This window comes from Bradyrhizobium sp. RD5-C2 (genome assembly GCF_019972155.1).
In the GTDB taxonomy this organism is placed as follows: domain Bacteria; phylum Pseudomonadota; class Alphaproteobacteria; order Rhizobiales; family Xanthobacteraceae; genus Bradyrhizobium.
The window spans coordinates 180,305-205,570 of the sequence record NZ_BOVL01000020.1 but is presented as its reverse complement, the minus strand read 5'-3'; the positions used below and the strand labels follow the sequence as shown (position 1 = coordinate 205,570).

Here is a 25,266-nt window from a genome sequence, read left to right as displayed (position 1 = left end):
GACGATCCTGTAGTGCGCGGGCGCGCGGCCTGCTACACTTGCTCGCTCCGATAGAAGCAACATGCGCCGCACCCAGACGGCGCAAATCGGGGGGAACTCCAATGCGAAATCCACGAACGGGCGCGCGATGGACGGTCGCGGTCCTTGTCGCGATCGGCGTCACGGCGTCAGCCCCTGGCCGCGCCGCGTCGGTTGCGCCGGTCGCCGCCGAAAACGGCATGGTGGTATCCGCGCAGCATCTTGCGACGCAGGTCGGCATCGAGGTGTTGAAGCGGGGCGGCAACGCGGTCGACGCTGCGGTTGCGGTCGGTTACGCGCTCGCGGTCGCCTATCCCGCCGCCGGCAATCTCGGTGGCGGCGGCTTCATGACCATCCAGCTCGCCGACGGCCGCAAGACCTTCCTGGACTTCCGCGAGACGGCGCCGAAGGGCGCCACCGCCAACATGTATCTCGACAAGGACGGCAACGTCATTCCCGGCCTGTCGACCAAGGGGCATCTCGCGGTCGGCGTGCCCGGCTCGGTGGCCGGCATGGAATATGCGCGCGAGAAATACGGCACGATGAAGCGTGCGGACGTGATCGCGCCGGCGCTGCAACTCGCCGAGGACGGCTTCGTGCTGGACCAGGGCGACGTCAGCATGCTGGAAACCTCGACCAGGGATTTTCAGGACGATCCGGCCTCGGGTGCGATCTTCCTCAACAACGGCAAGCCGTTCCAGGTCGGGGAGCGGCTGACGCAGCACGAGCTCGCCGAGACGCTCCGCGAGATCAGCAAGCGCGGCACCGACGGCTTCTACAAGGGCTGGGTGGGCGCAGCGATCGTCGCTTCGAGCCAGGCCGGCAAGGGCCTGCTCACGCAGGAGGACCTCGACAACTACAAGGTTCGCGAGCTCGCGCCGGTCGAATGCGACTATCGTGGCTATCACGTGGTCTCGGCGCCGCCGCCGAGCTCGGGTGGCGTCGTGATCTGCGAGATACTGAACATCCTAGAGGGCTACCCGCTGAAGGAACTCGGCTACCATTCCGCGCAGGCGGTGCACTACCAGATCGAGGCGATGCGCCACGCTTATGTCGATCGCAACAGCTATCTCGGCGATCCCGACTTCGTGAAGAATCCGCTCGAGCGTCTGCTCGACAAGAATTATGCCGCGAAGATCCGCGCCGTGATCGACCCGGCCAAGGCCGGCGTGTCGAAGGACATCAAGCCCGGCGTTCCGCCGCACGAGGGCAGCAACACCACGCATTATTCGATCGCCGACAAGGACGGCAACGCGGTGTCGGTGACCTACACGCTCAACGACTGGTTCGGCGCCAAGGTGACCGCGGCCAAAACCGGCGTGCTGCTGAACGACGAGATGGACGACTTCACCGCCAAGGTCGGCGTGCCGAACCTCTACGGCCTGGTGCAGGGGGAGGCCAATTCCATCGTCCCCGGCAAACGTCCGCTGTCCTCGATGAGCCCGACCATCGTCACCAGGGACGGCAAGCCGGTCATGGTGGTGGGGACGCCGGGCGGCAGCCGCATCATCACGGCCGTGCTGCTGACGATGATCAACGCCATCGACTACGGCATGAATGCACAGGAAGCCGTGGACATGCCGCGCTTCCACCAGCAATGGCTGCCGGACCTGACCAACCTCGAGGACTTCACGCTATCGCCGGACACGCGGAAGATTTTGGAAGGCATGGGCCAGACGTTCGGTCCGCCGCAGCCGGCCAATCACCTCGCGGTCATCATCATCGGGGCGCCGTCGCTGGGCGGCAAGCCGGTCGGCAATAATCGCTTCTATGGGGCGAACGATCCGCGCCGCAACTCGGGGCTTGCCGGCGGCTACTGATTGCCGTTGCGCGGTCGCATGCGGACGGCCGGGCAGGGACCGCTTGCAAAGCCGGTCGTGCGTCAGGCGACGGCCGTCGACCTGCCGTCGTCGTGCCCGCTTGTGAGCAGCAGGCGCCGGCGGATCGCATCCTCGATCAGGGCCAGCGATTGCCTGGCTTCACGCGCCTCGGCTTCCGCAGCCTGGGCTCGGAATTCGACCGCATCGAGCTGCTCCTGCTGGGATTCGATGCGCCGTCGGGCCTCTTCAAGCGCCCGGGACGCGTCCCTCAGCTTGCGTTCGGTGGCGGCGATGATTTCGAGCTGCGCCTGTTCGGCGGCCTCGGCGCGCGCTTCGCCGGCGCGGGCCCGGTCCTCGATGCTGCGGAACAGGTCCGCCGCCTGATAGACGAGGTCCAAGGCCTCGGTGCCCATCGCCGATGTGGGAGGTCTCGGAAATCCGAGGATATTCGGGTCGGCCGCAAAAGGTCGTCTAAATCCGCGCAGTGCCATGCAAACCAGCTCTCGCGAGTCGCGTGTATGACAACAACTTGCGGTAGTTATGGTTAATAGACCGTTAATCCTGGCGGCCCGCCGGCACTGTCCACCGGTTTCTGACGACACGGTGCCTGGAACGGCAGCCGGGTAGTGAACCCGCTCGGTCCGGCCTGCGCTTTTCTTTCGCAACCGGCTCGCCGCGCAGTGCCGTGATTGGAGACCGACGTGCCGTCCGCCGGGCGTGCCGGCAAATCGGAGGACGGAGGGCTGGAGGCCAATGCGGTCCTGCGGAGCGTCCGAACAGCGGGGAGGGCCTGATTTGGCAGCGCGCGAGCCGGGCTCTATGGCATAAGTTTGACGCCTGGCGCGCTTTAATTCTCCCGTGTTGAATTGCAGGTCCATGGTGCGACCGATATACCGGGCGGCCTAAGTGGCAGGCAGCGCACTCAGAACGAGCGACGTATTCGCCACGGAAAATCTGGTCGATGAAATTTCTGTTGCGGTTCTTCGGGTTCCTGTTCACCGCAGGAACCATCCTGTTCCTGGCTGGTCTCGCCGCGGTCGCAGGGCTGTTCTGGCATTTCTCCAAGGACCTGCCCGACTATTCGCAGCTCCAGAACTACGAGCCGCCGGTGATGACCCGGGTGCATGCGGCTGACGGATCGCTGCTGGGCGAATTCGCCAAGGAGCGCAGGCTCTATCTGCCGATCCAGGCGGTGCCGAAGCTCGTGATCAACGCGTTCCTCGCGGCCGAGGACAAGAATTTCTACGAGCACGGCGGCATCGACTATACCGGCATGGCGCGCGCGGGCGTCTCCTACATCCAGAACTTCGGTTCCAACCGCCGTCCGCAGGGTGCTTCCACGATCACCCAGCAGGTCGCCAAGAACTTCCTTCTGACCAACGAGGTGTCGTTCACCCGCAAGATCAAGGAAGCCCTGCTGGCGATGCGAATCGAGCGGGCCTATTCCAAGGACAAGATCCTCGAGCTCTATCTCAACGAGATCTACCTCGGCCTCGGCGCCTACGGCATCGCGGCGGCCTCGCTGGTCTATTTCGACAAGTCCGTCAACGAACTGACGGTCTCGGAAGCGGCCTACCTGGCGGCGCTGCCGAAAATGCCGGCCAGCCTGCATCCGGTGCGCAACCGTGCGCGCGCCATCGAGCGGCGCAACTACGTGATCGACCGCCTGCAGGAGAACGGTTGGATCACCGCTGCCGACGCCGACAAGGCGCGCAAGGATCCGCTGACCGTCACCAACCGCAGCAACGGCGCGCACACTTTCGCAGGCGAATATTTCTCCGAAGAGGTCCGCCGCGACATCTTCGAGCGCTACGGCGAGAAGAAGCTCTATGAGGGCGGCCTGTCGGTGCGCACCACGCTCGACCCCAAGGTCCAGGTGATGGCGCGCAAGGCCATGGTGGCGGGGCTCGTGAACTATGACGAGCAACAGGGCTATCGCGGCGCGATCCAGAAGCTCGACCTCAGCAGCGACTGGGGCGTCCCGCTCGCCGAAATCAAGTCGCTCTCGGACATCTCGCCGTGGCGGATGGCGGTGGTGCTGGAAAGCAACGACCAGTCGGCGCGGATCGGCTTCCAGCCTGGCCGCGAGCTCGGCGGCGCCGTCAGCAAGCAGCGCGAGACCGGCATCATCACGATGGACGGCGTGCGTTGGGCCAGGACCAAGGGCAAGACGCCGACCGCGGTCTCGCAGGTGCTGCAGCCTGGCGACGTGATCTACGCCGATCCGCTGTTCAAGGACGGCAAGGTGGTCGAGGGCCAGTACCGGCTGCGCCAGATCCCCGAACTGTCGGGCGCGATGGTGGCGATGGATCCGCATACCGGCCGTGTGCTCGCGATGGTCGGCGGCTTCTCGTTCGACCAGAGCCAGTTCAACCGCGCGACGCAGGCCTACCGGCAGCCCGGCTCGACGTTCAAGCCGATCGTCTATTCGACGGCGCTCGACAATGGCTACACCGGATCGACGGTGATGATCGACGGCCCGATCGAGATCGACCAGGGGCAGGGCAACATCTGGCGGCCGGAGAACTTCTCCACCGGCAAGTATCAAGGCCAAGTCACGCTGCGCAACGCGCTCCGCCTGTCGCTCAACACCGTGACGGTGCGGCTGGCGCAGGAAATCGGCATGCCTGTGATCGGCGAGTATGCCAAGCGGTTCGGCGTCTATGACGAGCTGCCGAACTATCTCGCCTATGCGCTCGGCGCCGGCGAGACCACGGTGATGCGGATGGCCACGGCCTATTCGATGATCGCCAATGGCGGCGTCCGCGTGAAGCCGACCCTGATCGACCGCATTCAGGATCGCTACGGCCGCACCATCTTCCGGCACGACCAGCGCGAATGCCGCGGCTGCGACGCGCCGGAGGGCTGGAAGAACCAGCCCGAGCCGCAGCTCGTCGATCGCCGCGAGCGGGTGCTCGACGCGATGACCGCCTACCAGATCACCTCGCTGATGGAGGGCGTGATTCAGGCCGGTACCGGCACCGCGCTAAAGGACGTCGGCAAGCCGCTCGCCGGCAAGACCGGCACCTCGAACGAGGCCAAGGACCTCTGGTTCGTCGGCTTCTCGCCGGACCTCGTGGTCGGTCTCTATGTCGGCTACGACAAGCCGCGCTCGCTCGGCCGCAACGCGCAGGCCGGCCACACCGCGGCGCCGATCGCGCGCGACTTCCTGAAGCTCGCGCTGGCCGACAAGCCCGCCACCCCGTTCAAGCAGCCGGTCGGCATCCGGCTGGTGCTGGTCGATGCCAAGACCGGCCTGCGCGCCTCGTCCGGTCAGAACCGGGGCGTGGTGCTCGAGGCCTTCAAGCCGGGCCAGGCACCGCCGTTCTATGATCCGACGTTGGTCGCCGGCACCGATGTGATCGACGGGACCCAGCAGGCAATCCCGCCGGACGCGGGCCGCGCGGTCATGCAGTCCAGTCCGAGCGGGCTGTACTGAGTCCAAACGGCAGGCCATTCGCGGCTCGGGTGGTGCGGCGCTTTGTCAGTGCGCATCACGCCGCCGTGGTTGAACGTGCCGCGCGCGGTGCCGACCCAAAATAGAGTCCTCGACCGGAGAACCCCCGAAGTGCGGCGTTTCCATTCGTGTCCGCGCGTGTCGAGCCGTGGATCGCGATGATCAAGGCGTTGCTTGTCGTAATGCGGCTGATCTGGACCGTTCTCGTGGTTGGGGCGGCAACCCTGATGGGCGCGGTCCTTGGATGGGGGTGGCACGGCTGGATTGGTGCCATCGCGCTCGGCACCGTAGGATTTGGCCTTGGAGCTCTGCTTGCAGCCTGCCCGGAAGTGCTACTTGAACTGCTCGCTGAAATGTAACGCCTCTGGCCGACGCTGATCGCTCGCTTTCGGCTGCGATTTTCACGCCCGTTCCACGCCATCAATGCTTGCCAAGCGTGGGACCAAGCGGGTAGAAGGTCGCACTCGCGCGGGCGCTGATTTGGCAGGCGAACCCGCTGCACCGAGATGTCCAGTCGTCCAACTAAGTTGTTGATACCACGGACAATTCTTGGGGAATGGTGTAACGGTAGCACAACAGACTCTGACTCTGTTTGTCTTGGTTCGAATCCAGGTTCCCCAGCCAATCTGCCTCGGTGACGCGATCATCCTCCAAATCCCGATGACTTGCCGGGCTCGCCTGCGCCTGATGCGGGACCGGTGGTGACGTGACGCGATGTGTTGTCACGGCATCGAGGGTGGATCAGCGCGGCGTAATCCACCATGGTCTCGCGACTGTGGTGCAGCCTGGTGCGACAGAGGTTGAAGGTGATGGACGAAATTCTTTATGCCCGCGAGCCGTCGATCGGCGTCGACGAGTTCATCGAGGTGCTGCGCCAGTCGGGCCTCGGCGAGCGGCGGCCGCTGGCGGATGCCGACCGGATGGCGCGCATGATCGCCAATGCGAACCTGATCGTGACGGCGCGCAAGGCGCACCTGCTCGTCGGCGTCTCGCGCGCGCTGACCGATTTCGCCTATTGCTGCTATTTGTCGGACCTTGCGGTCGATCGCGAATTTCAGGGGCATGGCATCGGCAAGCGCCTGATCGCGGAAACCCGGCGCCACGCCGGACCTGAATCGATGTGCCTGTTGCTGTCGGCGCCCGACTCGATCGGGTTCTACAAGACCATCGGCATGCCGCAGCCGGACAACGCGTTTCTCTACAAGCGCGAGCGATAGCGGCCGGCCAAGGTCTGCCGCGCGCTATCTGATCTCTGCCTTCAGCAGCAGCGCGAGGCAATCGGCCAGCCGCTGCTCGATCTCCCTGTCGCGCAGCGACAGCGGGCCGGGATCGTTGAGGATCGCGTTGACGAGCGTGCCCAGCACGACCTGGAAGCCGAAGGCGATGGCGCGGGTCTTCGCCGCCTTGCGGCCCTTGCCCATCGCAGGCAGCAGCAGCGGGGTGGCGTGCTGGGTGGTTGCGCGCGCGAGGCTCTTGAACGTGGTCCATCTGTCCGGCCGGGTGTCGTCGTGCTGGAGCGCGGCGCGCAGCACGCCTTCATGGGCGCGGATCCAGCCGATCACGCCCGACACGACGCGGCGGCAGAGCTCGTCGAGCGCGGCATTGCCGGCGGGGCTGTCCATCCGGGCGAGACGCCGCGCGCCGTCCTGCGCCGCCAGCGCGATCAGGGCGTTGAAGTAGGCTTCCTTGCTCTCGAAGCGGCTGTAGAAGGCGCCGACGGTGGCGCCGACCTTGCTGCACAAGGCTTCGATCGACAGCTCCGCGAGGCTTCTTGTCCGCAACAGCTCGGCACCGGCTTCAAGCAGCGCCAGTGTCGTCTCACGGCTGCGCTTCTGGCGCGAGGGGGTGACGCCGGGAAGGTCGAACTGGGCTGAAAGCCGCGGCATTTGCGCTTGCGTCTCCTGGTTTTCATAATCATAATTCTGATTATCATTTGAAGCAATCCGGCCGCACCGTGCCGGTACGGGCCGCAGGCCAACCGCGGCGAGGACAGGGAGAACGCCATGAGCGAGCATCGGACGCCGCCGTTCGGCGGCAGCATCGGCAAGACGGTTGCGACCTCGAAGCCATGGTGGCCCGATACGCGCCAGCCGCCGGCCGGTGCGCCGAACATCCTCGTCGTGCTGTTCGACGATGTCGGCTTCTCCGATTTCGGCTGCTACGGCTCACCGATCCGGACGCCGACCATCGACCGGCTCGCCGCCGAGGGGTTGCGCTACAGCGGCTTCCACACCACTGCGATGTGCTCGACCACGCGCGCGGCGCTGCTGACCGGGCGCAACCATCATTCGGTCGGCGTCGGGTGCCTCGCCAATTTCGATTCCGGCTATCCCGGCTATCGCGGCAAGATCGCGCGCGAGGCGGGGACGCTTGCCGAGATGCTGCGGCAGCACGGCTATCGCAACTACATGGTCGGCAAGTGGCACGTCACGCCGCTGACCGAGAGCGGCGCCACCGGTCCGTTCGACGGCTGGCCGCTCGGCCGCGGCTTTGACCGCTTCTACGGCTTCCTCGACGCGGAAACCGATCAATATGCGCCGGAGCTGGTATCCGACAACACGCAGATCGATCCGCCGGGGACTTACGAGTCCGGCTATCATCTGACATCCGATCTGGTCGACCAGTCGATCCGCTTCATCGCCGATCACACGGCCGATCGTCCCGATCTGCCGTGGCTGACCTGGCTTGCGCTCGGCGCCTGCCATGCGCCGCATCAGGCGCCCGCCGACATCATCAAGAGCTATGACGCAAGCTTTGCCCATGGCTGGGACGTCGAGCGCGCGCAGCGGATGGCGCGGCAGAAGGCGATGGGGCTGGTGCCGGAAGCCACCAGGATGCCGGCGCGAAACGACGGCGTGAAAGCATGGGATGCGCACTCCGCCGACGAGCAGCGCGTGTTCACGCGGCTGCAGGCGGCCTATGCCGGCATGCTCGACCACGCCGACCGGCATCTGGCGCGGCTGATCGCCTTCCTCGACAAGGCCGACATCCGCGACAACACGCTGGTCATCGTGATGTCCGACAATGGCGCGAGCCAGGAGGGCGGCCCGCTCGGTTTCGTCAACGCGATGGGGCCGTATAATTTCCGGCCCGAGCCGCTGCCGGTGAAATTGCAGCGGATCGACGACATCGGCGGGCCGGACACGCACTCCAACTTTCCGCACGGCTGGGCGATGGCCTCGAACACGCCGCTGCGGCGCTACAAGCAGAACACCCATGGCGGCGGCATCCGCGATCCCTTCGTGATGAGCTGGCCGAAGCGCATCAAGGCCAAAGGCGAGCTACGCCATCAGTTCGTCCACGCCTGCGACCTGACGCCGACGCTGCTCGATCTGATCGGAATCTCCGCGCCGGCCGAGATCGCCGGCTGTCCGCAGATGCCGCTGGAAGGCGAGAGCTTTGCACGGTCGATCGACGACGCCTCGGCGCCGTCGAAGACATCGGCGCAATATTTCGAGATGTTCGGCCATCGCGGTCTCTGGAAGGACGGCTGGAAGGCGGTGTCGTTTCATCCCTCCGGCACGCCGTTCGAGAACGACACATGGGAGCTGTATCATCTCGATCAGGACTTCTCCGAGGTCGACGACCTCGCCGCGAAGGAGCCCGAGCGTCTGGAGCAGATGACGAAGCTGTGGTGGAGCGAGGCCGAGGCGCACAACGTGCTGCCGCTCGACGATCGCTTCGGGCCGCGCTTTGCCGAGAACGCTGCGCGCTTTCATGGCGCGCGGACGAAGTTCACCTTTCATGCCGGCATGGGGCACGTGCCGACCGATGTCGCGCCCGACGTGCGCAGTCGCAGCTACACCATCGAGGCGCATGTCGAGATTGCCGAGGGCGCGAGCGGCGTGCTGATCGCGCATGGCGACGCCACCTCGGGCTACAGCCTCTACATCAAGGATGGCCTCCTGGTGCACGATTTGAATGTCGGCGGCGGCCATGAGCTCGTCACCTCGAGCCGCAAGGTGCCCGCGGGTGCGCACCGGCTCGGCCTGCATGTCGAGCGGCTAACGCGCAAGGAGCCGCCGGCCAAGGGTGCGCGGACCGGCGTCACCGAATACGCGCTGACGATCGACGGCGAACCGGTGGGATCGATGCCGACTCAGCTCGGCTTCCACAATTTCATCTCATGGTCCGGGCTCGACATCGGACGCGATCGCGGCAGCCCGGTCTCGCACTACGCGGCGCCGTTCGAATTCACCGGCAGGCTGTTGCAGGTGACGGTCGTGATGCATGACGACCAGAAGCTCGATGGCGACGGTGTGGGGAATGCGGAGATGGCGCGGCAGTAGGCGAGTTCTTCCCGGCGTCATTGCGAGCGGAGCGAAGCAATCCACGGCGCCGCAACGGAAGCATGGATTGCTTCGTCGCTTCGCTCCTCGCAATGACGGAGGGAGCCCCGCGCTTTACTTGATCTTGTCGTACACCGTCGCGAAGTCGGCGAGCGGCATCGGGATGCTGATGGTCTCCTTGCCAAGATTCTGGAACGACACCTTGAGCTGCTTGCCTGTCTTCAGCTGGGCCAGCACGTCGGGCGCGATCGGCGCATTAATGTAGCAGCCGCGCGCCTCGCAGGTCTGGATCGGCACATCGACGGCCTTGCCGTCGTCGACCTGCAGCTTGGCGCCGACGGGCAGGTTCAGCCCGAGCGGAAGCTGGATCAGCGCAACCGGCGCGCGCGTGTCGCCGGGAACGCGGATATTGACCAGCACGATGAGCTGGCCGGTCTTGGTGAGAACAGCCGTCTGCTCCATCGCGCATTCGAGCGGCGCGTCGCGGCTCGCGCTGGTGCAACGCGCGACCCAGCCGGTATTGTTGGGGGATGCGGCATCGCCTTGCGGAGCGGCCGGAGCAGCTGCCAGAGCCGGCGCGGGTGAATTCTTCGCCTTGGGTGTCTGGGCCTGGCCAAGATCGGCCATGCCGAGCACGGCGAACAGGACCAAGAGCGACTTTGCGACAATCTTCACGATACCGGCTCCGAAATGAACACCTTTCGGGTGTGCCGGTATGCGGGCAAAAGTCAAGTCACTCGGCGGCCTGCTTGACCGATCCGTCCTCGCCATCGTCGGCATCGTGGTCGGCGCGCGGCGAGCGGCCCCAGTTCGCAAACGCGTTGGAGAGCCGGTCGAGATAGAGATAAACCACGGGCGTCGTGAACAATGTCAGCGCCTGGCTGACGATCAGGCCGCCGACCATCGCGTAGCCGAGCGGCTGGCGGATTTCGGAGCCGGTGCCGGTCCCTAGCATCAGCGGCACACCGCCGAGCATCGCGGCCATCGTCGTCATCATGATCGGGCGGAAGCGGAGCAGGGCGGCCTGGCGGATCGCTGCCACCGGCTCCATGTGCTGATCGCGCTCGGCGGCGATTGCGAAGTCGACCATCATGATGCCGTTCTTCTTCACGATGCCGATCAGGAGGATGATGCCGATCAGCGCGATCAGCGAGAAGTCGAAGCCGGCGGCCATCAGGATCGCCAGCGCGCCGACGCCGGCCGAGGGCAGCGTCGACAGAATGGTGATCGGGTGGATGTAGCTCTCGTAGAGAATGCCGAGGATCAGGTAGACGACCACGAGCGCTGCCAGGATCAACAGCGGCACGGTCGACAGCGATTGCTGGAACGCCTGCGCGGTGCCCTGGAAGCTTGAGCTCAGGGTCGGCGGCGCGCCAAGGTCGATCATCGCCTTCTGCACCGCGTCTGTCGCCTGGCCGAGCGCGACACCCTGCGCCAGGTTGAACGAGATGGTGATCGCCGGGAACTGGCCCTGGTGGCTGATCGACAACGGTCGCACCGGTGTGCTGGTCCATTTCGCAAAGGTTGACAGCGGCACCTGTTCGCCGGTCAGCGGCGACTTGATGTAGATGTTGTTCAGCGTATCGATCGAGCCCTGCAACTCCGGCAGCACCTCAAGGATGACGTGGTAGCTGTTGAGCTGGGTGAAGTACTGCGTGACCTGGCGCTGGCCGAACGCATCATAGAGCGTGTCGTCGATCAGCTGCGGCTGAATGCCATAGCGCGAGGCGGTGTCGCGGTTGATCTTCAGCTCGACCGTGGTGCCGTTGGTCTGCTGGTCGGTGGCGACGTCGCGCAGCTGCGGCAGCGTCTGCATCTTGCCGAGAATCTTCGGCGCCCATTCGTTCAGCTCGGCGAGGTTGGCGTCCTGCAGCGTGAATTCGAACTGGGTGCGGGTGGGGCGGCCGCCGAGGCGGACGTCCTGCGCGGCCTGCATGAAAAGCCGGGCGCCGAGCACCTTCTCCAGCTTCGGCCGCAGGCGGGCGATGATCTGCTGCGCGTTGGCATCGCGCTCGTTCAGCGGCTTGAGCGTGATGAACATGTTGCCGTTGTTGCCGGCCCGGCCGCTGCCGCCGATCGCCATCGCCACCGTCGCCACGCCGGGATCCTGCATGACGATCTTGCTGAGCTCCTCCTGCTTACCCTTCATTTCAGCGAACGAAATGTCCTGGTTGGCCTCCGAGGTCGCGGTGATCAGGCCGACGTCCTGCTGCGGGAAGAAGCCCTTCGGGATGATGACGAACATGTAGACCGACAGCGCCAGCGTCGCGAAGAAGATCATCAGGGTCGTGAACTTCCAGCGCAGCGCGAGGTCGAGCCCGCTCTGATAGCCGCGCAGCATCGCGTCGAAGCCGCGCTCGCTGAGCTTGTAGAGACGACCGTGCCGTTCCTCATTGTGGGCACGCAGGAAGCGCGAGGCCATCATCGGCGTCAGCGTCAGCGACACGAACATCGAGACGAAGATGGTCATCGCCAGCACCACCGCGAATTCGCGGAACAGGCGGCCGATGATGCCGCCCATCAGCAGCAGCGGGATCAGCACCGCGACCAGCGAGATGCTGATCGAGACGATGGTGAAGCCGATTTCCTTGGAACCCTTGAAGGCGGCGGCCATCGGCCGCTCGCCTTCCTCGATGTAGCGGCTGATGTTCTCCAGCATCACGATGGCGTCGTCGACCACGAAGCCGACCGCGATGGTCAGCGCCATCAGCGACAGATTGTCGAGCGTGTAGCCGAAGATCCACATCAGCGCGCAGGCGCCCAGCAGCGCCAGTGGCACGGTCACGGCCGGGATGACGGTGGCCCAGAAGCTGCGCAGGAAGGCAAAGATCACCATCACGACCAGGAAGATGGTCAGGAGCAGGGTGAACTGGACGTCCTCCACCGCGGCGCGGATCGTGGTCGTGCGGTCACTGATGACCTCGATCTTGACCGCCGGCGGAATGGCCGCGACCAGCCGGGGCAGCGCCGCCTTGATCTTGTCGACGGTGTCGATGACGTTGGCGCCGGGCTGCTTGAAGACGACGAGGAACACGCCGCGCTTGCCGTTGGCCCAGGCCGCCTGCTTGGCGTCCTCGGGTCCGGTCACGGCCTGGCCGATGTCACGGATGCGCAGCGGCCCGCCATTGCGGTAGGCGATGATGACGTCGTTCCAGGGCTCCGCCGTGAGCAGTTGGTCGTTGGCATAGATGGTGTAGGCGCGGGTGGCGCCGTCGATATTGCCCTTCGGGCTGTCGACGGTTGCGATGTTGATCGCGGCGCGGACGTCTTCCAGCGACACGCCTTTCGCGACCAGCTTGGCCGGGTCGATCTGGACGCGAACCGACGGCTTCTGCTGGCCGCCGATGATGACCTGCGCGACGCCGGAAATCTGGCTGATCTGCTGGGCAAGCTGGGCGTCGACGGAATCGCTGACCGTAGTCAGCGGCAGCGTGTCCGATGTCGCCGACAGCAGCATGATCGGCGCGTCCGCCGGATTGACCTTGCGATAGGTCGGCGGCGAGGGAAGGTTCTTCGGCAACTGGCCGCTGGCGGCGTTGATGGCGGCCTGCACGTCGTTGGCGGCGCCGTCGATCGAGCGGTTGAGGTCGAACTGGATCGTGACCGACGCGGTGCCCAGATAGCTCGTCGAGGTCATTTGCGCGATGCCGGGGATCTGCGCGAACTGGCGCTCCAGCGGCTGGGCGACCGAACTCGCCATCGTCTCCGGGCTGCCGCCCGGCAGCGTCGCGGTGATCTGGATGGTCGGGAAGTCGACTTGCGGCAGCGGCGCGACCGGCAGCAGCGGATAGGCGACAAGGCCGACGAACAGGATGCCGGCCATCAGCAGCGAGGTGCCGATGGGGAAGCGAATGAATGGTGCGGAAATTCCGTCGCTCATTCCTGCGTAACCTTCGACTGGGACTGATCCGAGCTCGCCACCGCCGTCGTCACCAGGGTTCCCGGCGAGACCTTGTACTGGCCCGCTGTGATCACCTGCTGTCCCGGCGACAGGCCATCCTCGATCACCGACTTGCCGTCGATCGACTGACTGACCTTGAGCTTGCGAAGCTCGGCCTTGTTCTCCTGATTGACTGAATACGCGTACAGGCCTTCGGTGCCATGCTGCACCGCGTCATCCGGGACGACAGTGGCATCCTTCAACGTTCTGACCAGAAGCCGGGTCGAGACCGACTGGCCCGGCCACAGCGCATGGTCCTTGTTATCAAACACCGCCTTCAGCCGGACAGTCCCGCTGGTGGTGTCGACCTGATTGTTGATCAGCGCCAGGGTCCCGGTGGACAGCACCCGCTTGCCGTCGGTGGTCAGGGCAATGGTCTTGGGCGGCGCCACAGCCAGTGCCGCCTTGATATCGGGCAGCTGGTCTTCCGGTGCGGTGAAGATCACCGTGATCGGCTCGATCTGGGTGATCGTCACGATGCCGGTCTGGGCCGAAGCGTTGACGATGTTGCCGATATCGACCAGTCGCAGTCCGACGATCCCGTCGATCGGGGACTTCACGGTGGCGTAATCGACCTGGGTCTGGGCGTTGAAGATGGCGGCGTCGTCGGCCGCGATCTGGGCCGTGAGCTGGGCCACGGTGGAGCGCTGGGTGTCGAGCTGCTGGCGCGTCGCGAACTCGCCGAGCTTGGTGTAGCGCTGCAGGTCGAGATTGGCGTTGGCGATGTTGGCCTCGTCCTGGGCCTTCTTGGCCTTGGCCTGGTCGAGCGTCGCCTGATAGGGCCGCGGATCGATCTCGATCAGCGTGTCGCCCGCCTTGACGAACTGGCCTTCCTTGAACGCGATCCTGGTGATCTGGCCGTCGACCCGGGTGCGGACCTGGACGGTGTTGAACGCCTGCACCGTGCCGAGACCGGTCAGGTAGACCGGGAAGTCGGCCTTCTCGACCGGCGCGATCTTGACCGGTACGGCCGGGCGCTGGGCGGAACGCTTTTGCGCGGCTTCAGCCGCCTGCAGGTCGTTCGTGTGTTTCTGCCAGCCGAAATAACCGGCCGCGCCAACCGCAGCGATCACTAAGACCCAACCGATGGTGCGTGACTTTGACATGCGGACTCTTGGGCTCGACGTAACAATAAAGGGTGATCGAAACGGTTCACAGAGCTTGCGGATATAATATGCGTGCACTTAATGTGTAAACACACCAAGGCTTGAGAATCCTAAACATTTGGAAAGGTTTAGGTCAGAAACGAGCAGAAACATTCCGTCCGGGAAACGCTCCGAGGACCCCCATGTCGCGCGATCTCAAACGCCAGTTCATTGCGCAGCTCGTCGAGAGTTCCAGGCTGCTGCGCAACTATATCGATCATCGCGCCAAGGCGCGAGGCACCACGCGCGCACAATGGATCGTGCTCTTCCGCCTGCGCGAGCAGGAGGGACTGTCCCAAGTCGATCTCGCCGACGTGCTCGAGTTGCAGCCGATCTCGCTGGTGCGGCTGCTTGACCGCCTCGTCGAACATGGCCTGCTCGAACGCCGTCCCGATCCCAGGGATCGCCGCGCCAATCGCCTGTTCCTGACCAAGAGCGGGCGCCGCCTCGTCGACGATCTCGACAGTCTGCGCGATGAGATCGCCGGCGACGTGCTCCGCGACGTATCGGACAAGCATGTCGAGAGCGGACTGGCCACGCTGCGCGAGGTCAAGGATCGCATCAAGGCGCTCGGCGAGGATGCCGGGCACATCGCCGCGAAATAGCGCGCGCCTCGCCGCGTCCAGACCTGCTCTCCATCCGTTCACCTGATGCGGCTTGCGCGACGTGGTTGAAACGCTGCGGGATGTCGTTCATATCGCGCAGCGACGATGCGAGAGGATGAGGGCAGCGATGGACGAGTTGAACGGACGCATGATGGCATGCCAGATCCTGGTCACCGGGTTGATCGCGCGCGTCGCCAACGAGCAGCGTGACCCGCTGCGCTTTCTCACCGACTTCCGCGACGAGATCAAAGCGGTCGTTGGCGGCGTCAATATCGCCGGTCTCGAGAACAGCGACCGCGTGCGGCAGGTCGCGCAACGGACCATCGACGAGCTGTTCTCGCTGATGAAGCCACCAAGCGCCGAGTGATTGGCGAGACGCCTTGGCACTAGTTTAGAACGATTATTAGAACGCTTAAAAACTAGAGTTTAGAACGATTTCAAACCACAGATTAGAATCGCTTTGAATTGGGGCGATTCAAGCCAACTGTGGCGCTGTTCGCATTGATAAAAAAAGTCGCGCTCGATAACCGAAAGAGACAGTTCGTCGCACGGTGATTTTGCGAACGGATTTGCTTTTCTGGGGGCGTGCAAGAAATGAGCAATGTGAAGGCGCCGAGATCGCTGCGCTTCGATGCGGCGATCGGTTCGGCTGATGATACGGGTTATTCCGCCACGAAGGTCTCCGCTGTCGCGAGCCTGATCGCGGTGGCGTCGTTTTCGGGGGCTGAGGCGCAGCAATCCAGCCTGCCGCCGGTGAATGTGGACGCCCCGGTCGCGCGTCCGCGGCCCGTCACGTCAAAGCCTACGTCGGACCAGGTCCGCGCCCGCAACGCGCTGCGCCGCGCCGCACGCCGCAGCAATCAGCAGGCCCAGCAGGCGCCAGTGCCGTTTCCCAACGCCGGCGGTCTTCCCGCTGACCGCGACCGCTACGCCGACCCGGCCGCGCCGTACAAGGGCGACCGCTTGCAGGCATCCGGCAAGTATCCCGAGCCGATCCTGAACACGCCGAAGTCGGTCACAGTGCTGACCAAGGACGTGCTCGAGGACAAGAACGCCACTTCGTTGAAATCGGCGATCCTGTCGACGGCCGGCGTCACGCTCGGTACGGGCGAGGGCGGCAATGCCTTCGGCGACCGCTTCTTCATCCGCGGCTTCGACGCCCGCAACGACATCTTCATCGACGGCGTGCGTGACGCCGGCGTCAGTGTCCGCGAGAACTTCTTCACCGAGCAGGTCGAGATCCTGCGCGGTCCGGGCTCGTCCTTCGCGGGCCGCGGCACCACCGGCGGCGCGATCAACATCGTCACCAAGCAAGCGACGACGGAGAACAGCTTCTACAACATGGATACCTCGTTCGGCACCGATCGCACCAAGCGGGTGACGCTCGATGTCAACCAGGTGATCAGCCCGACGCTGGCGATCCGCGCCGGCGGCCTGTTCCAGGATGCCGGCGTCGCCGGCCGCAGCTATGTCACCGACAATCGCGATGGTGGTTTCGTCGCTGCGACCTGGAAGCCGGTCGATGCGGTGAAGATCAGCGGCAACTACATCCATACCGAACTCACCGGCATCCCGGACTTCGGCGTGCCTTACTACCGGCCGAGCACCGCGAGCACGGCCGGCGGCCCGTTCCCGGACTTCGGCGTCAACCGCAACAATTTCTACGGCTTCGTCAATCGCGACTTCTTCCGGACCGGGCAGGACATCGGCACGATCAATGCCGAGGTGCAGATCACGCCCGACCTGACGATCAGCAACAAGATCCGGGAATCGCGTTCGACCCAGAAATACATCGGCACGCTGCCGGAATCGCCGACGCTGGCCGCGGGTGCACCGTTCACAGCATATACGCTGAGCGCCAACCCGCAGAGCCGCTTCCAGGTTACCGACGTGTTCGCCAACCAGACCGAGGCGACCTACAAATCGGTCGATGGGCTCGGCTTCAAACACACGACGACGGCGGGCGTCGAATACGACAACGAGCGGTCTTCGATCGACAGCTTCACTGGCCTTGCCTCCGAAATAACCACCGGTACATCGTCTTTCACAGGGAGCGGCTCGCTCTCCGGTGTCAGCGTCTTCAACCCGCAATACACAAACATCCCGTTTACGAACAGCGCGAGCCTCAGTGGCAGGCCGACCAAGATCGGTATCGACACCGTGAGCGGATACGTCATGGATTCCGCCAACTACAACGACTTCGTCATCCTCAATGGCGGCGTCCGCTATGACGACTACACCATCAAGACCAGCGGCTATGGTACGGTCAATGGTGTCGCGAACGTCTTCGGTCAGCAACAGCAAGACTACGGCATGCCGAACTTCAACCTCGGCTTGACGCTCAAGCCGTTGCCGAACGGAAGCGTCTATGCCGCCTATGCCACGTCATCCAACCCCGTCGGCGCGGAGTTTGACGGCACGAGCATTCAGTATGGTGGCATCGCGCCAGTTCTCAACGGCAATCCAAACCAGATATTCGGGCCGGAGAAAAACAAGGCGATTGAAGTCGGCACCAAGTGGGAGTTGTTCGATCGTCATTTGCTGGTTACGGCGGCGCTGTTCCAGACTGAGAAGGAGAACGCGCGCGAATCCATGAACGTGACCGCGGCGACTGCAACCGCCGCATGTCCTTATCCGGCTGGTACGACCGGAACTGTCTCCTGCATCAGCGCAGGCGCGGCCTATCGCATCCGGGGCATCGATCTCGGAGTGGGCGGCAAGATCACCGACAAGTGGAGCGTGTTCGGTGGCCTCGTGTTAATGCAGTCGGAGGTGACCAAATCGAATATTCCGCCGGCTAACACGATTCTGTACACTTCGAACGTCGGCTTGCCGCTCGCCAACGTGGCACATCAGTCGTTCAGCATGCTCTCGAAATACCAACTGACCGACATGTGGGAAATCGGCGGGCAGGCGGTGTATCGTTCCAAGATGTACGGCGGCACCTTCCTCGCGGCAAACCAGGGCACGTCGATCCCGAGCTATTGGCGCTTCGACGCCTTTGCCGAGGCAAAGATCGACAAGCACTGGACCATGAAGCTGTTCGTCAACAACATCTTCGACAAGCGCTACTACGACGCGCTGTACCAGAGCGCAGCACCGTTCGTGCTCGAGGCGCCGGGACGCGCTGCGTATCTGGTTGTGTCTGCGCGTTACTGACGGAGGCTTCGCGGCACGAGATGCTGGTCTGTATTCCCAATGTATTGAGCAAGGCTGATGTGGCGGACTTCCGCCGCATCATGGATGCCAGCGATTGGGAGGACGGCCGCTCGACCGCGGGTGCCGCGTCCGCGATTGTCAAGCGCAACGAGCAGCTGCCGCCCGACAGCGAGGTCGCGCGGCAGCTCGGCAACCGGATCCTGTCGGCGCTGTCGGCAAGCCCGCGGTTCATCTCGGCGGCGATCCCGCTTAGAATCTTTCCACCCTTGTTCAACCGCTATGCCGCAAGCGACGGGCACCATTTCGGCCTGCATGTCGATAATGCGGTGCGGGGCGACAGACTGACGGGCATGCGGATCCGCACGGACCTGTCGGTCACGCTGTTTTTATCGGAGCCGGAAGAGTACGATGGCGGCGAGCTCGTCATCGAGGACCTCTACGGATCCCATGAAATCAAGCTGCCGGCAGGCGATCTCGTGGTTTATCCTGCGTCCAGCTTGCATCTGGTCACGCCGGTCACGCGGGGGACCCGGCTAGCGTCTTTTTTCTGGCTGCAGAGCATGGTACGGGATGCCCACGCGCGCAGTCTGATCTTTGATCTCGATACTGCGATCCAGGCTCTGGTGGAGCGGCTGGGCCGCGATGACCCTGAAACGGTCAAATTGACCGGGATTTATCACAACCTGATCCGTCACTGGGCTGAAGTGTAACTGATGATGACATTCAAGTTCCCCGCTGCATCCGCCATGATCGCCTCGCTGGCGATGCTGATGCTGATTGCGCCGTCCTCGGCGCAGCAGCAGACGGCGCCTGTCGCGCAGTCCGCGCCGGTGACCCGGGCCCAGTCCGCACCCGCGGCTCAGCCGCCGGCTGCGCAGGCCCAGCCAGCGGCCGCTGCCCAGACCGCGCCGGTGGCCCAGCCGGCGCCGCAAGCCCAGGCCCAGCAAACTCAGGCCGCGCCGGCACCTGCCGCAGCAGCTCCCGCACCGACCGCACTCGATGTGTCGCCGGCCGCGTCTGCGAACGGCGATGGCAAGGTGCTGAAGTCGACCAGCACCGGTCTGCACGAATTGTCGCCGTGGAACATGTTCCTGAACGCAGACATCATCGTGAAGGCGGTGATGCTCGGTCTCGCTTTCGCCTCGCTCGTGACCTGGACGGTGTTCATCGCCAAGATGGTCGAGCTGACCGTGGCGCAGAGCAAGCTGCGCGGCGCGCTCGCCAAGATCGCTGAATCGCGGTCGCTGGCGGAAGCGCAGTTCGCACTCGGCGCCAAGGGCAGTGTGCTGTCGTCGTTCATTGCGGCCGCGATGCGCGAGGGACGACTGTCGGCGGGCATTTCGAGCGACGCCGGCATCAAGGAGCGCGCCGCGTCGAGCTTTGCAGAAATCGTGCGCGCCGAAGCCCGCAAGATCCGCGTCGGCATGGGCCTGCTTGCGACCATCGGTGCGACGTCGCCCTTCGTCGGCCTGTTCGGCACGGTCTGGGGCATCATGAACAGCTTCATCGGCATTTCGAAGTCGCAGACGACGAACCTTGCGGTGGTGGCGCCCGGCATCGCGGAAGCGCTGCTCGCAACCGCGATCGGCCTCGTCGCGGCGATCCCGGCGGTGATCATCTACAACCATTTCTCGCGCGTCACGAAGGTCTATCTCGAACTCGTCAACCGCGCCTCGGGCGCGGCGGGACGGCTGCTGTCGCGCGATCTCGATCGCACCCATGGCAGCGTTCCCGGCGACGTTCCGCGCACCGTGCATCCGCGCGCCGCGGCGGCGGAGTAGGCGATGGCAGTCTCGATCTCCGAGAACGACGGCGACGACGATTTCGCGGAATCCCACGAGATCAACGTCACGCCGTTCATCGACGTGATGCTGGTGCTGCTGATCATCTTCATGGTGGCGGCGCCGCTCTCGACCGTCGACCTGCCGATCGATCTGCCGACCTCCAGCGCGACGCCGCAGAAGAAGCCGGACAAGCCGACCTATCTCAGCATCAAGCCGGACCTGACGCTGGCGATCGGCGAGAATGCGGTGAAGCGGGCCGACCTGGTCAATTCGCTCGATGCGGTGCCCGACATGAGCAGGGACAAATACGTGTTCCTGCGTGCCGATCGCATGGTGCCCTATGGTGAGCTGATGGGCGTGATGGAGCTCTTGCGCTCCGGCGGCTACACGCATGTCAAGCTGGTTGCGCTCGAGGGCCTACCCGGAGCGCCCGCGGCGGCGCAGGCCGAACCGGCCAAACCCTGACGGCGAACAGCGATGTCCACCAACCCCGATCTTGATCTGCGGACGTCGAAGCGGCTCTGGGTGATCGCCGCGGTGACGGCGGTCGGGCTGCATCTGGGTGGCGCGGCGCTGGCGCTGACGAATTTGCGCGGCGATGACGGCGACGAGGGGCTTGGTGCCGCCGGCGCGGAATACGCCATCGAGCTCGCCTCTCCTGACGTGCCCGATGATGCCGCACCGCCCGGTGCGCCGGCTGACGAGCAGCAGGCCGTGCAGGAGATGGCGCAGCAGAAGGCCGAGGTGAAGGACACCGACCTGCCTCAGGCCAAGCCGATTGAGGCCGACGACCCCGACCGCATCGTGACGGAGGACACCGCCAAGAAGCAGAAGGAGGACGAGGCCAAGGTCGCCAAGGTCGAGACCAACGCGCAGGAAGCGCAGCAGGCCTCAGAGGCGGCCGCGCCGACCAAGCTGGAGGGTGCGCGTCAGTCGGACACCACCAAGGCCCCCAACCCCGGCATCGGCAAGGACAAGCTCGCGCTGACGGCCAAATGGGGCAAGAAGATCAGCGCCTACCTCGACCTGCACAAGAAGTTCCCGGAGAGCGTCAAGGCCAAGGAGGGCAAGGTCAAGCTTGCCCTGGTGCTCAATCGTCTCGGCAAGGTCCTGTCCGTTGCCGTGATGGAAACGTCGGGGGACGTCGCATTCGACGACGCCGCGGTCTCGATGGTCCATCGTTCCGATCCGGTGCCCGCGCCGCCGGCCGGACTGACCGAAGACCAGTTCTCCTTCACTCTTCCCGTTACCTTCAACAAGCCGAAGAAGTAACCGCTGTCATTCCGGGGCGCGACGAAGTCGCGAACCCGGAATCCATTGTGCCGCATGCTCGGCGGATCGATGAACTCCGGGCACTCGTGTCGCGAGACCCGGAATAGCGGCGGCTCAGCTCTTCTTCACCAGCGGGCAGGCGCTCTTCTCGAGCGGCAGGAAGGCTTCATCCGCGGGGATGGTCGCCACCAGCTTGTAATAGTCCCACGGATACTTCGACTCCGACGGCTTTTTCACCTCGAACAGATAGGCGGGGTGGATCTTGCGGCCGTCGATCCGGATCGACCCCTTGCCGAACAGCGGATCGTCGGTCGGCAGCTCCTTCATCTTGGCGACGACGGCGCGGCCGTCATGCGGATTGCCGCCGAGCGCTTCCAGTGCCTTGAAGTAATGGATCAGCGAGGCGTAGACGCCGGCCTGCACCATGGTTGGCGGGTTCTTCTTGAACCGCTCCATGAAGCGCTTGGTGAAGGCGCGGGTCTGATCGTTCATGTCCCAGTAGAAGCTCTCGGTGAAATTCAGGCCCTGCGCGACGTTGAGGCCGAGCGAGTGCACGTCGGTCAGGAACATCAGCATGCCGGCGAGCTTCTGGCCGCCCGAGACGATGCCGAACTCGGCCGCCTGCTTGATCGCGTTGGTGGTGTCGCCACCGGCATTGGCAAGGCCGATCACCTTGGCCTTCGAGCTCTGCGCCTGCAGCAGGAAGGATGAGAAGTCGGCCGTATTGAGCGGATGCTTGACGCTGCCGAGCACCTTGCCGCCGCCTGCGGTGACGGCCGCGGTGGTGTCGCGCTCGAGCGCCTGGCCGAACGCATAGTCCGCCGAGATGAAGAACCAGGTATCGCCGCCGGATTTGACCAGCGCCCGGCCGGTGCCGTTGGCGAGCATGTAGGTGTCGTACGACCAGTGCACCGTATTGGGCGTGCACTGCGATCCCGTGAGGTCGGACGAGCCCGAGCCGGAGTTCAGGTTGACGACATTCTTGTCCTTGGCGAGGTTGGCGATCGCGAGCCCGACATTGGAGGCCGCGAGATCGACGAACACGTCGACCTTCTCGACATCGATCCACTGCTTGCCGATGTTGACCGCGACGTCGGGCTTGTTCTGGTGATCGGCCGAGATCAGGTCGATCTTCCAGCCCTTGGCCAGCAGCCCGGAATCCTCGATCGCCATCTGCGCCGCCACCGTCGAGCCGGGACCGCCGATATCCTGATAGAGACCGGACTGATCGCCGAGCGCGCCGACCTTGGCGACCTTGTCCATGGTCTGCGCCGACGCGCTGCCGGCGAGCACGAGGCTCGTCGTCATGACCAACGCTGTCATGACTTGGGCCGTCTTGATCGAGGCTGCAATGGAACGCTTCATCTTCCCTCCAGTATGATTTTTGTTTTTGAGTTCCTCATTATGCCCGGCATCGGTCGCATCGCCTAGGGCACAGGCGCGATCGATCGCGCGCGATATTCCACGCTGCGGCGATTAAGCGGCCAGTGACGCGCGACGCGACGCTGCAGCGCTGCGTGCGTCGACGATGAAAGCGGAATTGGGCTGAAGCGCGGACCGCGCTATTTCCAGTAGTAGCGGATCGCGACGTAGACCACGACGAGGCAGGCAAAGATCAGCGCCACCGGCATCGGACGCTTGGCGTTCGGGGCAGAGGCGGTCGCCTTTTTGGCGGGCAGGCGGCGGAACGCGGTGACGTTGCCGGTGTCGGCGGCCGGTTCGCGCGAGCGCGCCGGAACCTCGGGTGCTTTGCCGGCGCCGCCCATCTCCGCGTAGTAGGTGCGATACATCTCCTGGATTGTCGCCTCGCCGGCGTCGGCGTCGCTCATCTGGTCCAGCAGCCTCTTGTAGATGGCCAGGAAATTCTGCGCCTCCGGCGGCAGCGCCGAGGCGCCGTTCAGTTTTGCCATCATCTTCCAGGTTGCAAAGTCCGCCCGCGCGCGGGTGTCGGCGCGTCGTGCAATCAGCATATCGGCAGCTTTGATCACCATGGCCTCGAAGCGTTCCCGTCCCTGCGCATGAGTAGGAAGATTGGGTTCCGACTTTCCGATCGGGTCATCCGCAAATCAAGGCTATGTGTTTCCGGTAATGAGGAGAAGGGCGTTGATTACATAGCCGGTCAGAGTTCGCAGTATCGTTGAAATAACATCAAGATTTAGGCCGATCTGCCTGCCGATCACGGGCAGCAGGATCAACAGGCCGATCAGGATCAGCATGCCGTAGGGCTCCAGCCGGGCGAGCGGAACCGCCAACGGCCGCGGCAGCAGCCCGACGGCGACCCGGCCGCCATCCAGCGGCGGGATCGGCATCATGTTGAAGATCGCAAGCACGATGTTGATCAGGAAGGCGTTTTTCAGATTGTCCGCGGTCCATTTTGCCGCATCTGCGGGAACCAAGGGCAGCGCGTGGAATGCCAGCGCCGCCGCGGTTGCCAGGATGATGTTGGTGACCGGGCCGGCGAGCGCCACCCACACCATGTCGAGCTTGGGATGGTTGAGGTTGCGGAAGTTCACCGGCACCGGCTTGGCGTAGCCGAACAGGAAGGGCGAATGTGCGAACAGCAGCATCGCGGGCAGGATGAGCGTGCCGAACGGATCGATATGCTTCAGCGGATTGAAGCTGACGCGGCCGAGCTTCCAGGCGGTGTCGTCGCCGAGCCGGTGCGCGACGAAGCCGTGCGCCGCTTCGTGGAAGGTGATGGCGATCACCAGCGGCAGCACCCAGACGGAGACGTCGTAGAGGGAAATGTTCAATGGCGTGCCGCCTCGGGTTGGCTTGGACCGGAGCCTCAGGCTAGCACGGATTCGCGGACGGCCTTGCGGGGGACGTGGCCGCGGGTCAGGGTGTGTCCGGCGCGACCGCGCGTGCCTGTTGCGCCTGGGTCGTCGCGATCCAGATGCCGGCAAACACGGTGACGATGCCGGCCATCAGATTCCAGCTCAGCGGCTCGCCGAGCAGGGCCGCGCCGACCAGCGAGGCGGCGATCGGATTGACGGTGACTGATATGGCCACCCGAGTTGGCGTCGTCCGCTCCAGCGCGAAGGCCCAGAGATAGAAGGTGAGTGCTGCGCCGAACGCGCCGAGATAGGTCGCGCCGAACCATTGCGGTGCACCGAAATCGGCGACCGGCGCGAAACTGCCGCGTAGCAGAGAGCCTGTTATCAGGACCGCAGCACCGGCCGACATGGCGAGCGTGGTGAAGGGGATCGGGCCGGAGCGGCGGATATAGGGCTTCGACCAGATGCTGTAGAGCGCCATGCACAGCGCGGCCGCGACCATCAACAGATCGCCGCGCCAGGCGCCCGGCGGGGCCGTGGCAAGGCCGGAGAGCAGCGCCATCGAGACACCCAGGATGGTGACCAGCACGCCTATGGTCTTTCGCGCGGTGAGCGGCTCGGCGCCGAGCGCGGCACCGACCAGCATCGTCAGCAGCGGCAGCGTCGAGAGCGCGAGCGCACCGCGGGCGGCCGTCGTGAAGATGAGCGATGCATTGAACAGGATTGGAAACGCCGCAAAGAACAGCACGCCGAGGCCGGTGACACCTGGCCAGTCGCGTCGCGGCGGCCAGCTTCCACGCTGCAGCAACGCCAGCGGCAGCAGCAGCAGCACGCCGATGCCGAAGCGGAACGCGCCGATCGCCAGCGGATCGATCGCGCCGACCAGAAACCGCGTCGCCCCGATCGAGGTTCCGCCGAGCGCACTCGACACAACCGCGGCCAACACCCCCCAGATCTCACCCATCCCGCTTCGATCTCCCTGTTTTGCTTGCGTAATCTA

The 25,266-nt window shown here is 64.6% G+C and carries 21 protein-coding genes and 1 tRNA gene; 13 read left to right on the top strand and 9 right to left on the bottom strand.

Annotation, left to right across the window (positions count from 1 at the left end; genetic code table 11):
• Window positions 1–101: 101 nt before the first annotated feature.
• Window positions 102–1,838 (top strand): gamma-glutamyltransferase, encoded by a 1,737-nt coding sequence (ggt, locus tag BraRD5C2_RS25875; protein ID WP_223973154.1) that lies wholly within the window; start codon window positions 102–104, stop codon window positions 1,836–1,838.
• Window positions 1,839–1,900: 62 nt separating this feature from the next.
• Here the strand turns inward: ggt and BraRD5C2_RS25870 are convergent, their stop codons facing one another.
• On the bottom strand, window positions 1,901–2,329 hold the full coding sequence (locus BraRD5C2_RS25870) for a hypothetical protein (RefSeq protein ID WP_223973152.1): 429 nt from the start codon (window positions 2,327–2,329) through the stop codon (window positions 1,901–1,903).
• Between the two features lie 470 nt (window positions 2,330–2,799).
• On the opposite strand from BraRD5C2_RS25870, the gene BraRD5C2_RS25865 reads away from it, so the two are divergent.
• The 4 genes from BraRD5C2_RS25865 (at window position 2,800) to BraRD5C2_RS25850 (ending at window position 6,512) form a co-directional block, all read left to right on the top strand.
• On the top strand, window positions 2,800–5,277 hold the full coding sequence (locus BraRD5C2_RS25865; RefSeq protein WP_223973150.1) for a penicillin-binding protein 1A: 2,478 nt from the start codon (window positions 2,800–2,802) through the stop codon (window positions 5,275–5,277).
• A gap of 176 nt (window positions 5,278–5,453) precedes the next feature.
• Complete coding sequence (locus tag BraRD5C2_RS25860; protein WP_223973148.1) at window positions 5,454–5,654, top strand: hypothetical protein; 201 nt, start codon at window positions 5,454–5,456, stop codon at window positions 5,652–5,654.
• Between the two features lie 191 nt (window positions 5,655–5,845).
• Window positions 5,846–5,919 (top strand) — tRNA-Gln (locus tag BraRD5C2_RS25855).
• A gap of 185 nt (window positions 5,920–6,104) precedes the next feature.
• Complete coding sequence (locus tag BraRD5C2_RS25850; RefSeq protein WP_223973146.1) at window positions 6,105–6,512, top strand: GNAT family N-acetyltransferase; 408 nt, start codon at window positions 6,105–6,107, stop codon at window positions 6,510–6,512.
• Between the two features lie 24 nt (window positions 6,513–6,536).
• Here the strand turns inward: BraRD5C2_RS25850 and BraRD5C2_RS25845 are convergent, their stop codons facing one another.
• Window positions 6,537–7,181, bottom strand: coding sequence for a TetR/AcrR family transcriptional regulator (locus BraRD5C2_RS25845; RefSeq protein WP_223973144.1), 645 nt, complete (start codon window positions 7,179–7,181; stop codon window positions 6,537–6,539).
• Between the two features lie 117 nt (window positions 7,182–7,298).
• Here BraRD5C2_RS25845 and BraRD5C2_RS25840 point away from each other — a divergent pair, with 117 nt between their 5' ends.
• Window positions 7,299–9,584, top strand: a complete 2,286-nt coding sequence (locus tag BraRD5C2_RS25840) for an arylsulfatase (RefSeq protein WP_223973142.1) — start codon at window positions 7,299–7,301, stop codon at window positions 9,582–9,584.
• A gap of 114 nt (window positions 9,585–9,698) precedes the next feature.
• Here BraRD5C2_RS25840 and BraRD5C2_RS25835 read toward each other — a convergent pair whose 3' ends face one another.
• From BraRD5C2_RS25835 to BraRD5C2_RS25825, 3 genes are all read right to left on the bottom strand, one after another.
• A complete protein-coding gene (locus BraRD5C2_RS25835) occupies window positions 9,699–10,253 on the bottom strand; it encodes an invasion associated locus B family protein (RefSeq protein ID WP_374708050.1) in 555 nt (184 codons plus the stop codon).
• A gap of 64 nt (window positions 10,254–10,317) precedes the next feature.
• Window positions 10,318–13,464 carry an efflux RND transporter permease subunit gene (locus BraRD5C2_RS25830; protein ID WP_223973140.1) on the bottom strand — a complete coding sequence of 1,049 codons (3,147 nt, stop codon included), beginning with the start codon at window positions 13,462–13,464 and terminating at the stop codon, window positions 10,318–10,320.
• Complete coding sequence (locus BraRD5C2_RS25825) at window positions 13,461–14,630, bottom strand: efflux RND transporter periplasmic adaptor subunit (protein WP_223973133.1); 1,170 nt, start codon at window positions 14,628–14,630, stop codon at window positions 13,461–13,463. Before BraRD5C2_RS25825 ends, BraRD5C2_RS25830 begins: the two co-directional genes overlap by 4 nt.
• 182 nt (window positions 14,631–14,812) lie before the next feature.
• On the opposite strand from BraRD5C2_RS25825, the gene BraRD5C2_RS25820 reads away from it, so the two are divergent.
• The 7 genes from BraRD5C2_RS25820 (at window position 14,813) to BraRD5C2_RS25790 (ending at window position 21,489) form a co-directional block, all read left to right on the top strand.
• A complete protein-coding gene (locus BraRD5C2_RS25820; RefSeq protein WP_223973131.1) occupies window positions 14,813–15,274 on the top strand; it encodes a MarR family winged helix-turn-helix transcriptional regulator in 462 nt (153 codons plus the stop codon).
• 127 nt (window positions 15,275–15,401) lie between these two features.
• Complete coding sequence (locus BraRD5C2_RS25815; protein ID WP_092085525.1) at window positions 15,402–15,641, top strand: hypothetical protein; 240 nt, start codon at window positions 15,402–15,404, stop codon at window positions 15,639–15,641.
• A gap of 227 nt (window positions 15,642–15,868) precedes the next feature.
• Entirely contained in the window at window positions 15,869–18,433 is a 2,565-nt protein-coding gene (locus BraRD5C2_RS25810; RefSeq protein WP_223973116.1) for a TonB-dependent receptor, read from the top strand.
• 20 nt (window positions 18,434–18,453) lie between these two features.
• The gene (locus BraRD5C2_RS25805; protein WP_223973114.1) at window positions 18,454–19,143 is read left to right on the top strand and encodes a Fe2+-dependent dioxygenase; all 690 of its coding nucleotides are present in this window, start codon (window positions 18,454–18,456) and stop codon (window positions 19,141–19,143) included.
• Between the two features lie 3 nt (window positions 19,144–19,146).
• Entirely contained in the window at window positions 19,147–20,214 is a 1,068-nt protein-coding gene (gene exbB / locus BraRD5C2_RS25800; protein ID WP_374708046.1) for a tonB-system energizer ExbB, read from the top strand.
• 3 nt (window positions 20,215–20,217) lie between these two features.
• Window positions 20,218–20,682, top strand: a complete 465-nt coding sequence (gene exbD / locus BraRD5C2_RS25795) for a TonB system transport protein ExbD (protein ID WP_223973111.1) — start codon at window positions 20,218–20,220, stop codon at window positions 20,680–20,682.
• A 12-nt stretch (window positions 20,683–20,694) separates the two neighbouring features.
• Window positions 20,695–21,489, top strand: coding sequence for an energy transducer TonB family protein (locus BraRD5C2_RS25790; protein WP_223973108.1), 795 nt, complete (start codon window positions 20,695–20,697; stop codon window positions 21,487–21,489).
• Between the two features lie 114 nt (window positions 21,490–21,603).
• Here the strand turns inward: BraRD5C2_RS25790 and BraRD5C2_RS25785 are convergent, their stop codons facing one another.
• The 4 genes from BraRD5C2_RS25785 to BraRD5C2_RS25770 all read right to left on the bottom strand — a co-directional run bounded on the left by BraRD5C2_RS25785 (window position 21,604) and on the right by BraRD5C2_RS25770 (window position 25,230).
• A complete protein-coding gene (locus BraRD5C2_RS25785; protein ID WP_374708049.1) occupies window positions 21,604–22,812 on the bottom strand; it encodes an ABC transporter substrate-binding protein in 1,209 nt (402 codons plus the stop codon).
• Window positions 22,813–23,051: 239 nt separating this feature from the next.
• Window positions 23,052–23,459, bottom strand: a complete 408-nt coding sequence (locus tag BraRD5C2_RS25780) for a hypothetical protein (protein ID WP_223973971.1) — start codon at window positions 23,457–23,459, stop codon at window positions 23,052–23,054.
• A 102-nt stretch (window positions 23,460–23,561) separates the two neighbouring features.
• Window positions 23,562–24,242: a site-2 protease family protein gene (locus BraRD5C2_RS25775; protein ID WP_223973105.1), complete on the bottom strand. Its 681-nt coding sequence runs from the start codon at window positions 24,240–24,242 to the stop codon at window positions 23,562–23,564.
• Between the two features lie 85 nt (window positions 24,243–24,327).
• A complete protein-coding gene (locus tag BraRD5C2_RS25770) occupies window positions 24,328–25,230 on the bottom strand; it encodes a DMT family transporter (protein ID WP_223973103.1) in 903 nt (300 codons plus the stop codon).
• Between the last annotated feature and the right edge of the window lie 36 nt (window positions 25,231–25,266).

Coding starts and splice junctions, on each gene's coding strand:
- BraRD5C2_RS25820 (WP_223973131.1), top strand. CDS start 14,813: ATGTCGCGCGATCTCAAACGCCAGTTCATTGCGCAGCTCGTCGAGAGT.
- ggt (WP_223973154.1), top strand. CDS start 102: ATGCGAAATCCACGAACGGGCGCGCGATGGACGGTCGCGGTCCTTGTC.
- exbD (WP_223973111.1), top strand. CDS start 20,218: ATGGCAGTCTCGATCTCCGAGAACGACGGCGACGACGATTTCGCGGAA.
- BraRD5C2_RS25790 (WP_223973108.1), top strand. CDS start 20,695: ATGTCCACCAACCCCGATCTTGATCTGCGGACGTCGAAGCGGCTCTGG.
- BraRD5C2_RS25860 (WP_223973148.1), top strand. CDS start 5,454: ATGATCAAGGCGTTGCTTGTCGTAATGCGGCTGATCTGGACCGTTCTC.
- BraRD5C2_RS25770 (WP_223973103.1), bottom strand. CDS start 25,230: ATGGGTGAGATCTGGGGGGTGTTGGCCGCGGTTGTGTCGAGTGCGCTC.
- BraRD5C2_RS25780 (WP_223973971.1), bottom strand. CDS start 23,459: ATGCTGATTGCACGACGCGCCGACACCCGCGCGCGGGCGGACTTTGCA.
- BraRD5C2_RS25785 (WP_374708049.1), bottom strand. CDS start 22,812: ATGACAGCGTTGGTCATGACGACGAGCCTCGTGCTCGCCGGCAGCGCG.
- BraRD5C2_RS25825 (WP_223973133.1), bottom strand. CDS start 14,630: ATGTCAAAGTCACGCACCATCGGTTGGGTCTTAGTGATCGCTGCGGTT.
- BraRD5C2_RS25865 (WP_223973150.1), top strand. CDS start 2,800: ATGAAATTTCTGTTGCGGTTCTTCGGGTTCCTGTTCACCGCAGGAACC.
- BraRD5C2_RS25850 (WP_223973146.1), top strand. CDS start 6,105: ATGGACGAAATTCTTTATGCCCGCGAGCCGTCGATCGGCGTCGACGAG.
- BraRD5C2_RS25810 (WP_223973116.1), top strand. CDS start 15,869: ATGAGCAATGTGAAGGCGCCGAGATCGCTGCGCTTCGATGCGGCGATC.
- BraRD5C2_RS25805 (WP_223973114.1), top strand. CDS start 18,454: ATGCTGGTCTGTATTCCCAATGTATTGAGCAAGGCTGATGTGGCGGAC.
- BraRD5C2_RS25840 (WP_223973142.1), top strand. CDS start 7,299: ATGAGCGAGCATCGGACGCCGCCGTTCGGCGGCAGCATCGGCAAGACG.
- exbB (WP_374708046.1), top strand. CDS start 19,147: ATGATGACATTCAAGTTCCCCGCTGCATCCGCCATGATCGCCTCGCTG.
- BraRD5C2_RS25870 (WP_223973152.1), bottom strand. CDS start 2,329: ATGGCACTGCGCGGATTTAGACGACCTTTTGCGGCCGACCCGAATATC.
- BraRD5C2_RS25830 (WP_223973140.1), bottom strand. CDS start 13,464: ATGAGCGACGGAATTTCCGCACCATTCATTCGCTTCCCCATCGGCACC.
- BraRD5C2_RS25815 (WP_092085525.1), top strand. CDS start 15,402: ATGGACGAGTTGAACGGACGCATGATGGCATGCCAGATCCTGGTCACC.
- BraRD5C2_RS25845 (WP_223973144.1), bottom strand. CDS start 7,181: ATGCCGCGGCTTTCAGCCCAGTTCGACCTTCCCGGCGTCACCCCCTCG.